The 14000-nt window shown below is 62.2% G+C and carries 12 protein-coding genes and 2 tRNA genes; 13 read left to right on the forward strand and 1 reads right to left on the reverse strand.

Annotated features, from left to right (window positions below):
- The first annotated feature begins 3 nt into the window (after positions 1-3).
- The 12 genes from ACX80Q_RS11685 to ACX80Q_RS11740 all read left to right on the forward strand — a co-directional run bounded on the left by ACX80Q_RS11685 (position 4) and on the right by ACX80Q_RS11740 (position 10604).
- A complete protein-coding gene (locus tag ACX80Q_RS11685) occupies positions 4-999 on the forward strand; it encodes a hypothetical protein (RefSeq protein ID WP_459330703.1) in 996 nt (331 codons plus the stop codon).
- A 74-nt stretch (positions 1000-1073) separates the two neighbouring features.
- Complete coding sequence (locus tag ACX80Q_RS11690) at positions 1074-1544, forward strand: ribose-5-phosphate isomerase (RefSeq protein ID WP_459330704.1); 471 nt, start codon at positions 1074-1076, stop codon at positions 1542-1544.
- A gap of 95 nt (positions 1545-1639) precedes the next feature.
- Positions 1640-2575, forward strand: coding sequence for an Fpg/Nei family DNA glycosylase (locus tag ACX80Q_RS11695; protein WP_459330705.1), 936 nt, complete (start codon positions 1640-1642; stop codon positions 2573-2575).
- A gap of 91 nt (positions 2576-2666) precedes the next feature.
- Positions 2667-2740: transfer RNA gene (locus ACX80Q_RS11700), tRNA-Gly, on the forward strand.
- A 151-nt stretch (positions 2741-2891) separates the two neighbouring features.
- Positions 2892-2964, forward strand: a tRNA-Pro gene (locus tag ACX80Q_RS11705).
- An 89-nt stretch (positions 2965-3053) separates the two neighbouring features.
- Positions 3054-4418, forward strand: coding sequence for a trigger factor (gene tig, locus ACX80Q_RS11710; protein ID WP_459330706.1), 1365 nt, complete (start codon positions 3054-3056; stop codon positions 4416-4418).
- Between the two features lie 276 nt (positions 4419-4694).
- Positions 4695-5315, forward strand: coding sequence for an ATP-dependent Clp protease proteolytic subunit (locus tag ACX80Q_RS11715; protein WP_459330707.1), 621 nt, complete (start codon positions 4695-4697; stop codon positions 5313-5315).
- A 41-nt stretch (positions 5316-5356) separates the two neighbouring features.
- Complete coding sequence (locus ACX80Q_RS11720; protein ID WP_459330708.1) at positions 5357-6031, forward strand: ATP-dependent Clp protease proteolytic subunit; 675 nt, start codon at positions 5357-5359, stop codon at positions 6029-6031.
- A gap of 190 nt (positions 6032-6221) precedes the next feature.
- Entirely contained in the window at positions 6222-7508 is a 1287-nt protein-coding gene (clpX, locus tag ACX80Q_RS11725; RefSeq protein ID WP_459330709.1) for an ATP-dependent Clp protease ATP-binding subunit ClpX, read from the forward strand.
- Positions 7509-7616: 108 nt separating this feature from the next.
- Entirely contained in the window at positions 7617-8243 is a 627-nt protein-coding gene (locus ACX80Q_RS11730; RefSeq protein WP_459330710.1) for a mycothiol-dependent nitroreductase Rv2466c family protein, read from the forward strand.
- Between the two features lie 403 nt (positions 8244-8646).
- Positions 8647-9783, forward strand: a complete 1137-nt coding sequence (locus ACX80Q_RS11735) for a glycosyltransferase family 4 protein (protein ID WP_459330711.1) — start codon at positions 8647-8649, stop codon at positions 9781-9783.
- Positions 9780-10604, forward strand: coding sequence for an SGNH/GDSL hydrolase family protein (locus ACX80Q_RS11740; RefSeq protein ID WP_459330712.1), 825 nt, complete (start codon positions 9780-9782; stop codon positions 10602-10604). The genes ACX80Q_RS11735 and ACX80Q_RS11740 overlap by 4 nt, the downstream gene beginning before the upstream one ends.
- Positions 10605-10678: 74 nt before the next feature.
- Here the strand turns inward: ACX80Q_RS11740 and valS are convergent, their stop codons facing one another.
- A complete protein-coding gene (gene valS, locus ACX80Q_RS11745) occupies positions 10679-13300 on the reverse strand; it encodes a valine--tRNA ligase (protein ID WP_459330713.1) in 2622 nt (873 codons plus the stop codon).
- A gap of 57 nt (positions 13301-13357) precedes the next feature.
- Here valS and ACX80Q_RS11750 point away from each other — a divergent pair, with 57 nt between their 5' ends.
- Positions 13358-13837 (forward strand): MepB family protein, encoded by a 480-nt coding sequence (locus tag ACX80Q_RS11750; protein ID WP_459330714.1) that lies wholly within the window; start codon positions 13358-13360, stop codon positions 13835-13837.
- Positions 13838-14000: the final 163 nt, after the last annotated feature.

Consider the following 14000-nt stretch of genomic DNA (forward strand, 5'->3'; position numbering starts at 1 on the left):
GCTATGGGATACGGCAGCGGAGAGGGCACCACGCGCGATCGGCGTATGGACGCGCGGGCATTGCGGTTTGCCATCATTTTTGCCGTGCTGCTCTCCGCAGCGTTGCTCCTTGGCGGCTTCCTCATCAGGGCACAGTTGCCCAACGGTGTGGTGCTGCCCCTGGGAGGCAGCCCCCTGCCGGTTCCCCTGTTCCTGGGGATCGGGGTGGTGCTGATCCTGCTGCTGGGTGCAGGACTGGGCAGCCAGGGCGCCCGCATTTCCCTGCCGTCCACTGCGCGGCGCGTGCTCCTGGGTGTTGCCGTGGCGCTGCAATTGGCTGTCTTTACCCTTTTCGTCGCCACGCTCCTGGGACAGGGAGCACAGGGAGGGCTGCCCCCTGTACGGGTGGATGGCTTTGTGCTCCTCATGGGCTGCGGACTGGCCGCCGCCATGGGGGTGGTGCTCGCCATGACCTTCAAGCCTGTTGAGCAGTGGAGCGCCGCCGACGACAGGGCCATGGCGCAGGCGTTGGCGGCCCAGGCGGATCCAACAGCCGCCAATGACCAGCTGGCCTACTTCCTACACCCCCGCAGTTCCGTCATCATCATGATCCTGCTGACAGGCATCCTGCCGGGCACTTTTCTGGCGCTGATCAACCCCTGGATCTTTGTCGCGTCCGCCGGGCTTGCCCTGCTGGTGGTGGGCATGCTCTGCGCAACCGTGGAAGTGGACAGGATGCAGCTGCGCGTGAAGTTGTTGGGGGTGGTGCCCGTGCTGATCGCCCCGTGCGAGGGGCTGGACGCTGCAGTTTCACTGGACATCGTTGCCAAGGACTATGGCGGCTGGGGCCTGCGCAGGCACAGCGGCTCCGTCAGCTACCTGACACACTCGGGCGCCGCCGTCGTGCTTCGTCAAAACGACGGCGGGAGGGTGGTTGTCAGCGCCCCGGACCTGGACATTGCCGACGATCTGGCCCAAATCCTGAACCGCCGGGCAGGAAAGGCTCCGGGCCAACACTGACCGGTGCTGGACTTGGCGCCGCCATGGGTAGGCTTGAGCATGACGTAATCACCCGCACAGACGAAGGAATCCTCATGCGCGTTCACATCGCAACAGACCACGCCGGCATGGAGCTCAGCGCCCACCTCATCACAGCCCTGGCCGCCAAGGGCTACGACATGGTTGACCACGGCCCGCAGGCCTACGACGCCGAGGACGACTACCCTTCCTTCTGCATCAACGCGGCGCTCGCAGTGGTTGCCGACCAGGCTGCCGGCGTGGATGCACTGGGCATCGTGCTGGGCGGCTCCGGCAATGGAGAGCAGATTGCCGCCAACAAGGTCAAGGGCGTCCGTGCAGCACTGGCCTGGAACCTTTCCACGGCCAAGCTGGCCCGCGAACACAACGACGCCAACGTGGTTGCCGTGGGTGGCCGCCAGCACAGTGTTGATGAAGCCACGGAGATCATTGAAGCGTTCCTGGCCGAGCCGTTCAGCGACGCCGAGCGCCACGTGCGCCGCATTGGCAAGATCGCCGCGTACGAGACAACTGGCGAAATCGTTTAGCAGTTCCTCCGCCGCCGGCCGGGAGGGGCATTCCTGCCTCTCCGGCCGGCGCCCCCGCCTGATCGCCAATACGCCAACCATGTCCAGGAGGAGCAATGCCCGAGGGTCATTCAGTGCACCGCTTGGCGCGGCAGTTCCAGGACGTCTTTGGCGGGGCCGGGCTGGCAGTCTCCAGCCCGCAGGGGAAGTTTGCTGCCGGAGCCGCCAGACTGGACGGCCAGGTCCTGGACTCTGCGCAGGCCCATGGCAAGCAAATGTTCCTGTATTTTTCCCACGACCTGGTGATGCGCGTGCACCTTGGCCTCTATGGGGCGTGGGATTTTGGCGGCGACTCCACCTTCGCCGGAGCCTCCGGCATTGGGGCGCCGCGGCGCATCGGCGAGCGGGAAGTTGCCGGTGACGGCATGCCAAGTGAGCGTTACAACGGTCCGCCCGAGCCCAAGGGTGCAGTGCGCGTCCGTCTGGTCTCGGAGCATGGTTGGGCGGATCTGCGCGGGCCCACGGCCTGCGAGGTTCTCACGCCTGCCGAGGCTGTGGTTGCCCGCAACAAGCTGGGCCCCGATCCGCTGAACAACAGAGCAGGTGACGCCGCCGAGTTTGTCCGCCGCATCCGCAAGAGCAGCACCAACATTGCCTTGCAGCTCATGAAACAGGAAGTGCTGGCAGGGGTGGGCAATGTGTACCGTGCCGAGGTCTTGTTCCGTTTGGGCCTGGACCCGATGCTTCCCGGTACCGGATTGCAGGCCCAGGAGGCGCAGGCGCTGTGGGCTGACACGGCCCGCATCATGGCCGACGGCGTGCGCGACGGCCGCATCATCACCACCGAGCTGGCGGACCGGCCCTCCTGTCTGGGCGTGGGCGTGGGGCTTGCCACTTCCGGTGTGCGGCCCAACAAGGACGTTCCTGTGGACGAAGCCCACTACGTGTACAAGCGTGAGGGCCGCCCGTGCAGGCATTGCGGCACCGACATTGCCATGAAGGAGCTGGGCGGCCGGAAGCTGTATTGGTGCCCATCCTGCCAAGGCGGCTGATCCCGGAAAATTGCCGCCGCAGCTCGATTTGCAGGACCGGCAACAGGGTTGATAGGGTTACAGCGTTGTTCGGCCGCAAGCCGAAAAATAGGGGGGCGTAGCTTAATGGTAAAGCCTTAGTTTTCCAAACTAATGACGCGGGTTCGATTCCCGTCGCCCCCTCCACATGAAAAGCCCCGGCCAGCTGGCTGGGGCTTTTTCGCGCCCAAACGAACCCCGGGTGGCCGCCGTCGTGCGCAAAAACGGCAAACGGCACGCGGGGGAGTGCCGATTGTGCATCTGGGAACTTTTGCCCGTAGACTGTCTCGGGCAACTACGGGGCGTAGCGTAGTGGCTAGCGCGCCTGCTTTGGGAGCAGGAGACCGCAGGTTCGAGTCCTGTCGCCCCGACTTCAGCATTATCCGGTTCACGTTTGGTCAGTGACTGCCCATGTGCTGGGCCAATATATCCATCAACAGACCATCAGGAGTACCACGCTGTGAAGAGCGCTGTCGAAAACCTCACACCTACTCGGGTAAAGCTCGAAGTTGAGGTTTCTTTTGAGGAATTGAAGCCCAGCATCAAAGAGGCTTACAAAACGATTGGCACGCAGGTCCAGGTGCCTGGCTTCCGTAAGGGCAAAGTCCCCACGTCGCTGATCGATCAGCGCGTTGGCCGTGGCTACGTTCTGGAAACAGCCATCAACTCCGGCCTCAACGGCTGGTACCAGGAAGCTGTTGTCGAGAACAAGCTCATCCCCTTGAGCCGTCCCGAGGTTGAAATCACCGAAGTTCCGGACCCCTCCGGCACCGACGGTGTCGTCAAGTTCCACGTTGAACTGGACATCCGCCCCGAGATCGAACTGCCTGACTACTCCGGGCTTGAGGTTGAGGTTGAAGCTGCTGAGGCTTCCGAGGAAGACGCCATCAAGGCACTGGACGAGCTGCGCGCCCGCTTCGGCACCTTGATCGCTGTTGACCGCCCGGCTGTCGAGGGTGACTTCCTCACCATCGACATCGCCGCCAAGATCGACGGCGAAGACGTTGACTCCGCGTCCGACCTTTCCTACCAGATCGGTGCCGGCAACATGCTTGACGGCCTGGACGAGGCTGCAACAGGCCTCTCCGCCGGCGAAGAAGCAATTTTCAACACCAAGCTCGCCGGTGGCGAGCACGCAGGTGAAGAAGCGCAGGTGACCGTGAAGGTTTCCTCCGTGAAGGTCCGCGAATTGCCTGAGGCAAACGACGACTTCGCTCAGTTGGCTTCCGAGTTCGACACCATCGCCGAACTGCAGGAAGACCTGGCCAAGCAGGCTGCCGAGTCCAAGACTGTTGAGCAGGGTGTTGAGGCCCGTGACAAGGTTCTCGAGAAGCTCGTTGAGCTCGTTGAGGTTCCCGTTCCTGACTCCGTGATCGCTGATCAGCTGGAGCAGCACTTCAAGCCGGAGAACGCACACGGCACCGAAGAGCACGACACCGAGGAGCACCGCGCCGAGGTCAAGGAAAACACCGAGAAGGCCTTCCGCAACGAGATCATCCTCGATGCGATCGCTGAGAAGGAAGAGATCGGCGTCAGCCAGGCTGAACTGATCGACTACATTGTTTCCTCCGCCAGCCAGTACGGCATGGACCCGAACCAGTTCGCCCAGATGCTGGACTCCTCCGGCCAGGTCAACATGATCGTCGGAGAAGTTCGCCGCCGCAAGGCATTGGCCGCTGTTCTGGCCAAGGCATCCGTCAAGGATTCCACCGGCGCTGCAGTGGACCTGAGCGACTTCGTTTCGGTTGCTTCGGAAGAAGAGACCACCGAAGACGACGTCATCGAGCCCACAGCAGTTGTGGATCCGGGCGAAGCCCGCATCTAGTGCGCTCCCCGTTCAGGGGTAAATAGTTTTGCCAACCGTTGCCGGTTCCTTCTCGAAGGAGCCGGCAACGGTTTTTTGTGGCCCATATTCAGAGCCGCCACGGGGCCCCTTTATTCCCCTACGCGCAGGGCGAACGGGTATCGTGCGCCTACAGCGAACAGTGTACTGATGGACGCCAAAGCGCCGCCAAAAAGGGCTACTGTCCAAGTAGTGAACATTAGTGATGGTTACGTTGGGCCCGCCCAATGGACCGCACGAAGGAGAGGTAAACCCACCATGGCACAGCACACCACCCCCACGATGGCTAGCGCGGACCCGAACGGTTCGGACCAGTACATCTACAACCGCCTGCTCAAAGAACGCATCATTTGGTTGGGTTCGGAGGTTCGCGATGACAACGCCAACCTGATCTGCTCGCAGCTGCTGCTGCTCTCGGCTGAGGATCCTGAAAAGGACATCTACCTTTACATCAACTCACCCGGTGGCTCGGTGACGGCCGGCATGGCCATCTACGACACCATGGAGTTCATCCCGAACGACGTCGTCACGGTCGCCACGGGCTTGGCCGCCTCCATGGGCCAGTTCCTGCTCTCCTCGGGCACCAAGGGCAAGCGCTACGCGACGCCCAACGCGCGCATCCTCATGCACCAGCCTTCAGGCGGCATTGGCGGAACGGCGTCGGACATCAAGATCCAGGCCGAACTGATCCTGCACATGAAGAAGGTCATGGCTGAACTGACAGCTGAGCAGACCGGTCAGAGTGTTGAGAAGATCCTCATCGACAACGACCGCGACAAGTGGTTCACGGCCGAGCAGGCCCTGGAGTACGGCTTCTTCGACAAGATCGCCCGCCACGCAGGAACCGTTGCCGGTGGCGGCGGAACCAACGCCAAGTAAAGCAAGCCAAAGAGAAACTTAGATTTCAGGAGCAACCGAAAATGACTTACAACTTTGGCAGCACAGCTTTTGGCCACACTGCCGGCAACCTGCCCTCCAGCCGCTACGTGCTCCCGCAGTTCGAGGAGCGCACACCCTACGGCTTCAAGCGCCAGGACCCGTACACCAAGCTTTTCGAGGACCGGATCATCTTCCTCGGTGTTCAGGTTGATGACGCATCGGCTGACGACGTCATGGCGCAGCTTCTGGTGTTGGAAGCCGATGACACCGACCGTGACATCACGCTCTACATCAACTCTCCCGGCGGATCGTTCACGGCCATGACGGCCATTTACGACACCATGCAGTTCATCCGCCCGGAAATCCAGACCGTCTGCCTGGGCCAGGCCGCCTCCGCGGCTGCCGTGCTGCTCGCAGCCGGCGCCCCCGGCAAGCGTTTGGCCCTGCCCAACGCCCGCGTGCTGATCCACCAGCCGGCACTGTCCGGCGGCCAGGGCGGCCAGGCGTCCGATCTGGAGATCCAGGCCAACGAGGTCATGCGCATGCGCGAATGGCTGGAGAACACCTTGGCTGACTTGTCCGGCCGCACGCCGGAGCAGGTCAGCAACGACATTGAGCGAGACAACATCCTCACGGCTGCCCAGGCCAAGGAATACGGCTTGATCGATGAAGTATTGGCGCCGCGCAAGATGAAGGCAGCAGCCATCACACGCTAGCTGACGTGGGGCAATCGCCGGGGCAGGGGACACGACATCCCCTTGTTCCGGCGTTTGCTTTCCGCGCAATGTCCATGGCGTGGATTAGAGTAGAACATAGCTTGCAGAACGTTTCCGGCACCGGCCGGAAATGAATAAAGTTTCAGAGATAACTTTCGCCCCGGCGGGTTATTCGCGGAAGGACACATCGATGGCCAGGATGGGCGAAAGCACTGATCTGCTGAAGTGTTCTTTTTGTGGAAAGAGCCAGAAGCAGGTTCGCAAACTCATTGCCGGCCCGGGCGTGTACATCTGCGACGAATGCATCGAACTGTGCAACGAGATTATTGATGAGGAATTGGCGGAAGTCGCCGATCTTGACGCCTTTGATCTGCCCAAGCCGCGGGAGATCTTTGACTTCCTGCAGGAGTACGTCATTGGCCAGGAGCCGGCCAAGCGCTCCCTCGCTGTTGCTGTCTACAACCACTACAAGCGCATTCAGTCCGGGCACGCGGTCAAGAGCACCACCATTTCCGCCGGCGTGCATGACGACGTTGAGATCGCTAAGTCCAACATCCTTTTGGTGGGCCCCACAGGATGTGGCAAAACCTACCTGGCGCAGACCCTGGCCCGGCGCCTGAACGTTCCGTTTGCCGTGGCCGACGCCACCGCTTTGACGGAGGCCGGGTATGTGGGCGAGGACGTGGAGAACATTCTGCTCAAGCTCATCCAGGCCGCCGATTTCGATGTGAAGAAGGCCGAACAGGGCATTATTTACATTGACGAGATTGACAAGATTTCGCGCAAGTCCGAGAACCCCTCCATCACCCGTGACGTTTCCGGTGAGGGCGTGCAGCAGGCGCTGCTGAAAATTCTTGAGGGCACGGTTGCCTCGGTGCCGCCGCAGGGCGGGCGCAAGCATCCGCATCAGGAATTCATCCAGATCGACACCACCAATGTGCTGTTCATTGTGGCTGGCGCGTTCGCCGGTTTGGAAGAAATCATCGGCTCACGCGCCGGCAAGAAGGGCATCGGCTTTGGTGCCCCGCTCAGTGCCCTCAAACAGACCGAGGCCAGCTACGCGGACGTCATGCCCGAGGACCTGCTCAAATTTGGTTTGATTCCGGAGTTCATTGGCCGCCTGCCGGTCATCACCACCGTCACCCAGCTGGACCGCACGGCCTTGATCCAGATCCTGACCGAGCCCAAGAACGCGCTGGTCAAGCAGTACCAAAAGATGTTCACGCTCGACGGCGTCGACCTTGAGTTTGACGACGAGGCACTGGCAGCCATTGCCGATCTGGCACTGGTGCGCGGCACCGGCGCCCGCGGCCTGCGCGCCATCTTGGAAGAAGTGCTCCAGCCGGTCATGTTTGACCTGCCCAGCCGTGAGGACATCGCCACAGTGGTGATCACAGCCGCCGTCGTGGGGAAAAAGGCCGAACCCACGCTGATCCCGCATGACGTGGCCGCCAAGCGCAGGAACAAGTCAGCCTAGAGCGCCTCCGCCCGCTGTGGAATAGACCCGCGGCCGTGCTGGTTGATTGATCTGTGGGCCCAGTGCCTTTTTTGGTTTTTTGAATCCATGACCCCAAGGAGATTTCACGTGTCCGACAACGTTGCAGCCACCCCTGAGAAGGCCGATTTTTGGTTTGACCCCGCCTGTCCCTATGCATGGGTGACCTCGCGTTGGATCGGCGAAGTGGAACAGGTACGCAATATCAGCGTTAACTGGCACGTCATGAGCCTTTCGGTGCTCAATGAAAACAACCAGGACCTGCCGGACATCTACAGGGAGCGCATGGACAAGGCGTGGGGCCCGGTCCGCGTGATCATTGCCGCAGTCAAGGATCATGGCCAGCAGGTCATCAAGCCCCTGTACGACGCCATGGGCACCCAGATCCACAACAACGGCAACACCGACATGGCTTTCGTCATCGCCAAAGCGCTGGCCGAGGTGGGCCTGCCCGCCGAACTGGCCACAGCAGCCACCACAGACGCCCACGATGTGGCACTGCGCGCCAGTCATGCCGAGGGCATCAGCAAGGTGGGCCAGGACGTGGGGACCCCTGTTGTGGCCTTCAAGGACACGGCGTTCTTTGGCCCCGTCATCACCCGCATCCCGCGCGGCGAAGAGGCTGGCAAGCTCTGGGATGCGACGCTCACCTTGGCGAGTTTCCCGTACTTCTTTGAGATCAAGCGCAGCCGCACCGAGGACCCCCAGTTCGGGTAGCGATCGTAACCGGGGCCGGGAGGAAATTACATCACAGTAATTTCTTCCCGGCCCTTGTTTTTGCCTTCGGGGCAGGCGCATACTGGTTCTTACCCAATCCGCCAAGGAAAGGGCTAATAGGTACCAAAAATTCAGTGACTGAACCGTCTGATAATGAGTCACCGTTTCGGCGGGAGACTCGCATAGGTTCATTGACACCGGTGACGCGGTGAAGAGTCCTGAAAGTTCATGGCACCCGTTAGACCGCTTATCGTCACAGAGCGGGATGAAAGTCGAAGCCCCACCGACGGCAACAAGCCGATGGGGCTTCCCCTTTGCCCAAAATCAACTTGTTCACCCACTCTTCACCGCAGCGTTTCGCCAAGGACCCTCGCCAGCAAGCCGCACGGGCCATGGTTAAGGCGTGAAGGTTGCAATAGTTGCTGAATCGTTCCTGCCGGAGATGAACGGGGTGACCCATTCACTATTGAAGATCCTGCAACACCTGGATGAGCGCGGTGACACCGTGCTGGTCATTGCCCCATCCACCTTGGCGGTCGCCCCTGACGTGGTGGAGGGTGCCCTGGTCAGGCGCTTGCCGGCAGTTCCGCTGGCGGGTTACCGGAACATCCGCATTGCCGTGGGCGGGGTTGCCCGCGTGCAATCACTCCTTGCCGAGTTCCGCCCGGATGTGGTGCACCTGGCCTCACCCTTTATCCTTGGCTGGCGTGCCGTGCGGGCGGCTTCCGCGCTCAACATCCCCACGGTGGCCGTTTACCAGACCGACGTCCCAGGCTATGCGGCCAAGTACGGCATGCCGTTTCTGGAAAATTGGGCGTGGCTGCGGGTGGAAAGGATCCACACTGCGGCAAGCAAAACCCTTGTCCCCTCCACGGACTCCATGAACAAGCTGCGCGGCCACGGCATCCCTCGCGTGGAGCTGTGGCGCAGGGGCGTAGACACTAAACGGTTCCACCCCTCCAAGCGCAGCGAGGACTTCCGCCGGAAAGTGGCCCCCCCGGGTAACAAGATCATTGGTTATGTGGGGCGGCTGGCCCTGGAGAAGCAAGTTGAGGACCTGGCCGTGCTCGCCAGTCTGCCCAACACCACAGTCGTCATCGTGGGTGAGGGGCCACGGCGCGAGGTACTTGAATCCGTGCTTCCCCGGGCGCACTTTACCGGTTTCCTTGGCGGAGAAGACCTCGCGGTGGCCATGGCCTCCTTCGATCTCTTTGTGCATCCGGGCGAGCTGGAAACTTTCTGCCAGACCATCCAGGAGGCCATGGCATCCGGCGTCCCGGTCATCGCCACGGGCAGGGGTGGTCCGGTTGATCTGGTGGACTCTTCCCGCACAGGCTGGCTTTACGCGCCGGGGAATCTAGGCCAGCTCAGGGACTACGCCGGGGACCTCATAGGTGACGACGCAAAGCGTGCAGCGTTTGGGGCAGCGGCCTTCGCACAGGTTCAGGGTCGCAGTTGGCCAGTGCTCTGTGAGCAGCTGATGGAGATTTACGGCCGGGCCATTGCAGACCACCCGCGGATCCCGGTCGTGCGCTCTTGAACCGTAGAGCGGCCCGGCGCCCGCCCGGGCGGTATGTGGCGCTAGGGGACTCGTTCACCGAAGGAGTGGGGGATGCCAGCAAGCACCTACCCAACGGGGTCAGGGGCTGGGCCGACCGTGTGGCCGAGGGGCTCGCGCGGGAAACGCCCGGCTGGGAGTACGCCAATCTGGCTATTCGCAGCAAGCGGCTGCGGCACATTGTTGCCGAGCAGCTGGAACCGGCTGTTGCCATGGCGCCTACCCTCATCACCCTCTATGGCGGAGGGAACGACGTGATGGATATGGGCACAAAGATCGCCAGCATCCTGGCCCTCTACGAGGATCTTGTGGCGGAACTGGCACGGACGGGTGCCACGTTACTGCTCTTCACCGGATACGACGTGGAGGTCTCGCCGCTCCTTGGACCACTGCGCCGCAAGAACCACGCCTACAACGCCGGTGTCCGTCGCATCGCCACACAATATGGCGCAGTGCTGGTGGACTATGCGGAGTTTGGTGCCTACGCCAATCCGCACATGTGGGCGCCGGACAGGCTCCACATGTCTAAGGCAGGGCACAAGTACCTGGCCGCCCAGATACTGGAATTGTTGGAGGTGCCCCACTCCATCGTGCCCCAACACACGCTGCGGGCACCGCGCGGGGTCAGGGCGTGGACACGGGAGCAGCACGTCTGGGTCACCGAATGGGTGCTGCCCCTGTTTGGCCGCAAATTGCGGGGCACCACGCTGGGTGACGAGCTGAGCCCCCGCTGGCCGGAGCCGGTGCGGGTGCCACCCAAGAAGGGCCTGAAAAAGTTGGCCAGCGCCCCCTTAAGCAACTGACCCGCAGAAAACGCCGAAAACCGCACCAAAAGCGCGTATTTTCGCCGTTTTCTGCGGGTCAGTTGAAGAGGGGGTTACGCCTGTACGGGCTCCTCGGCCGGCGCCAACTCCACATCGCTCACAGTGAGTTCGTCCTCGCCCACGGCAATCGTGATCTCCAGCGCGTTGGAGGCGGCCTTCAAGTCGCCCAAGCCGGCCGTCAGCTGCGCGGCCTGGACCTCGCGGGCTGTGACGGTGGCGCGGAGCACCTGGGTGCGCTGCTTAACCTTGGCCTCGGACTTGGCCTTGCGGATGCCGCTCAACGCGTCACCCACGGTGGCCAGCAAGGTGGTGTCGCCGTCGAGCATTTCAACGGCAACCGGCCACGCGGCACGGTGCACCGAATCGGTGCGCCACCAGCTCCACACTTCCTCCGTCGCGAACGGCAGGAATGGCGCGAACAGGCGCAGCAGGGAATCCAGCGTGGTGGCCAGGGCAGCCAAAACGGAAGCCTGTCCGGCGTCGCCCGCGGCACCGTAGGCACGGTCCTTGATGAGCTCAACGTAGTCGTCGGTGAAGTGCCAGAAGAAGCTTTCGCTGAGCTGCAGGGCCCGGGCGTAGTCGTACTTCTCAAACGCTGCCGTGGACGCGCGAACGACCTCGGCGAGTTGGGCCAGCAGGGCGCGGTCCAGCGGGTTGCTGAGCACGGCCGAATCGGCGGTGAGCACGTTCGCCTCGGTGGCGCCAAGGTTCAGCACAAACTTGGAGGCGTTCAGGAGCTTGATCGCCAGGCGGCGGCCAATCTTCATCTGCGCAATCTCATAGGCGGTGTCGGCGCCGAGCTTGGCGGAGGCGGCCCAGTAACGGACGGCGTCGGCACCAAAGTCGTTGAGCACGTCGGTGGGAACCACCACGTTGCCCTTTGACTTGGACATCTTCTTGCGGTCCGGGTCAAGGATCCAGCCGGAGATGGCGGCATGCTTCCATGGGGCGGTGCCCTGCAGGGCATCGGCGCGCACGGCGGAGGAGAACAACCAGGTGCGGATGATGTCGTGGCCCTGGGGACGCAGGTCGAAGGGGTAGACCTTGCTGAACAGGTCCTCGTCAACGCCCCAACCGCCTACAATCTGCGGTGTCAGGGAGGACGTTGCCCAAGTGTCCAGCACGTCGGCGTCGCCAACAAAGCCGCCGACAACGTTGCGCTGTTCCTCGGTGTAGCCCGGAGCCGCATCTGCCGCAGGATCAACCGGGAGCATCTCGGTGGTGGGCAGGATCGGGTGGTCGTAGTCCGGGTTGGCGTCCGCGTCCAGCGGGTACCAAACGGGCACCGGCACGCCGAAGAAGCGCTGGCGTGAAACGAGCCAGTCGCCGTTCAAGCCGGAGATCCAGTTGTCGTAGCGCGAGCGCATGAACGCCGGGTGAAACTCAATGTCCTTGCCGCGGTTGATGAGGCGTTCGCGGCGGTCCTCGTCGCGGCCACCGTTGCGGATGTACCACTGGCGGGAGGAGACGATCTCCAGGGGCTTGTCGCCCTTTTCGAAGAAGTTCACGGGGTGCATGATCTTCTTGATCTCGCCGTCGAGCAGATCTGCTTCGGTCAGCATTTCCACAACGCTTTCCTTGGCGCTGAAGACTGTCTTGCCGGCAATCTTGGCGTAGTTCTCGCGGCCTTCCTCTGTGGTGATCCACTCGGGGGTGTCGCCCAGGATGCGGCCGTCACGGCCCACGATGGCGCGGGTGGGCAGCTGCAGTTCGCGCCACCAGATGACGTCGGTGAGGTCACCGAAGGTGCACACCATGGCGATGCCTGAGCCCTTGTCGGCCTTGGCCAGGGCGTGCGGGCGAACCTCAACCTTAACACCGAACAAGGGCGAGGTGACCTTCTTGCCGAAGAGCGGCTTGTAACGTTCGTCGTCCGGGTTGGCCACCAATGCGGAGCAGGCGGCCAGCAGTTCCGGGCGCGTGGTCTCAATGTAAATCTTGGTGCCGTCTTCGGCGTAGAACGGGTAGCGGTAGTACGCGCCGGGCATTTCGCGGTCTTCCAGCTCCGCCTGGGCAACAGCGGTGCGGAAAGTGACATCCCACAGGGTGGGCGCTTCTGCCATGTACGCATCGCCCGCGGTCAGGTTCTCCAGGAACCCGCGCTGGGAGACGGCACGTGAGTGGTCGTCGATGGTCCGGTAGGTCAGGTCCCAGTCAACGGAAAGGCCCAAGGTCTGGAACAGGTGCTCAAAGACCTTCTCGTCCTCAACAGCCAGCTCTTCACACAGTTCAATGAAGTTCCTGCGTGAGATGACGTCGAAGTCGCGCTGGTTCTTGGCGGGGGTCGCCGGTGCGCGGTAGTCGGCGTCGTAAGTGATCTTCGGGTCGCAACGGACACCGTAGTAGTTCTGCACGCGGCGCTCGGTGGGCAGGCCGTTGTCATCCCAACCCATGGGGTAGAAGACGTTCTTGCCGTTCATGCGCTGGAAACGGGCCAGCACGTCGGTCTGCGTGTAGGAGAACATGTGTCCCACGTGCAAGGATCCTGAGGCCGTGGGCGGGGGAGTGTCAATGGAGTACACCTGCTCACGGGTGGTCTCGCGGTTGAACTTGTAGGTGCCCTCGTCCAGCCAGCGCCTGGTCAGAGACTCCTCGAGTCCCTCCAAAACGGGCTTGTCGGGAACGTTGCTTGTGGTGGGTGCGGGCGTGTCTGTGCCCGGAATGATTTCAGCCATGCGGCAATTCTTTCATGACTTGCCGCAGAAGCAGGATTCTGGCGGACAATGGAGACCGTGAGAATTCCTGAGAGCACGCAGCAACAGTGGCACAAGGCTGACTTGTTGTGGGCAGATGCTGTCCCGGAGCCAGAAAGTGCCGACTATGCCGCGCATCGGCTGACACTGGGTGGCCGGTCCGCGGTTTTCCGTGTTGCCAAGACCACCCCCACCAAGGTTGGGCAGTTCGTCACCCTGTGGCAGCGCTCCGTTGCAGGTCCCATCCGTCCCTTTGACATGGACGACGGCGTTTCCCTGTTCATCATTCAGGTCGCCTCAGGTGCGGGGCTGGGTCAGTTCGTGTTCCCCCTTGCTGCGCTCGCTCACCATGGCGTGGTGTCAGTGGACGGAAAAGGTGGCAAACGTGCCCTGCGTGTCTATGCACCGGATGTTGTGACCGCCAGTGCCCAGGCCCGTCGCACCCAGAAATGGCAGTGCGAGTACTTTCTGCCGCACGATGCCAGCGTGGAGTGGGTCAGGGAGCTGTACTCGGCCTGAAACGCTGCGCCTGCGCACCGTTCCGCCCGGATGTGGCGCCACTTTGACACTGGCCCTCTACGTCAGGCTGGTTGTGAGTCATTCATTTCTTTTGATTGAAGGAGCCAACCATGTCATCAATTACGCAAGGTTATACAAGGGACGAGATTCGTGGGTTGGTCCA

The sequence above is a fragment of the Arthrobacter sp. HLT1-20 genome, assembly GCF_054510895.1.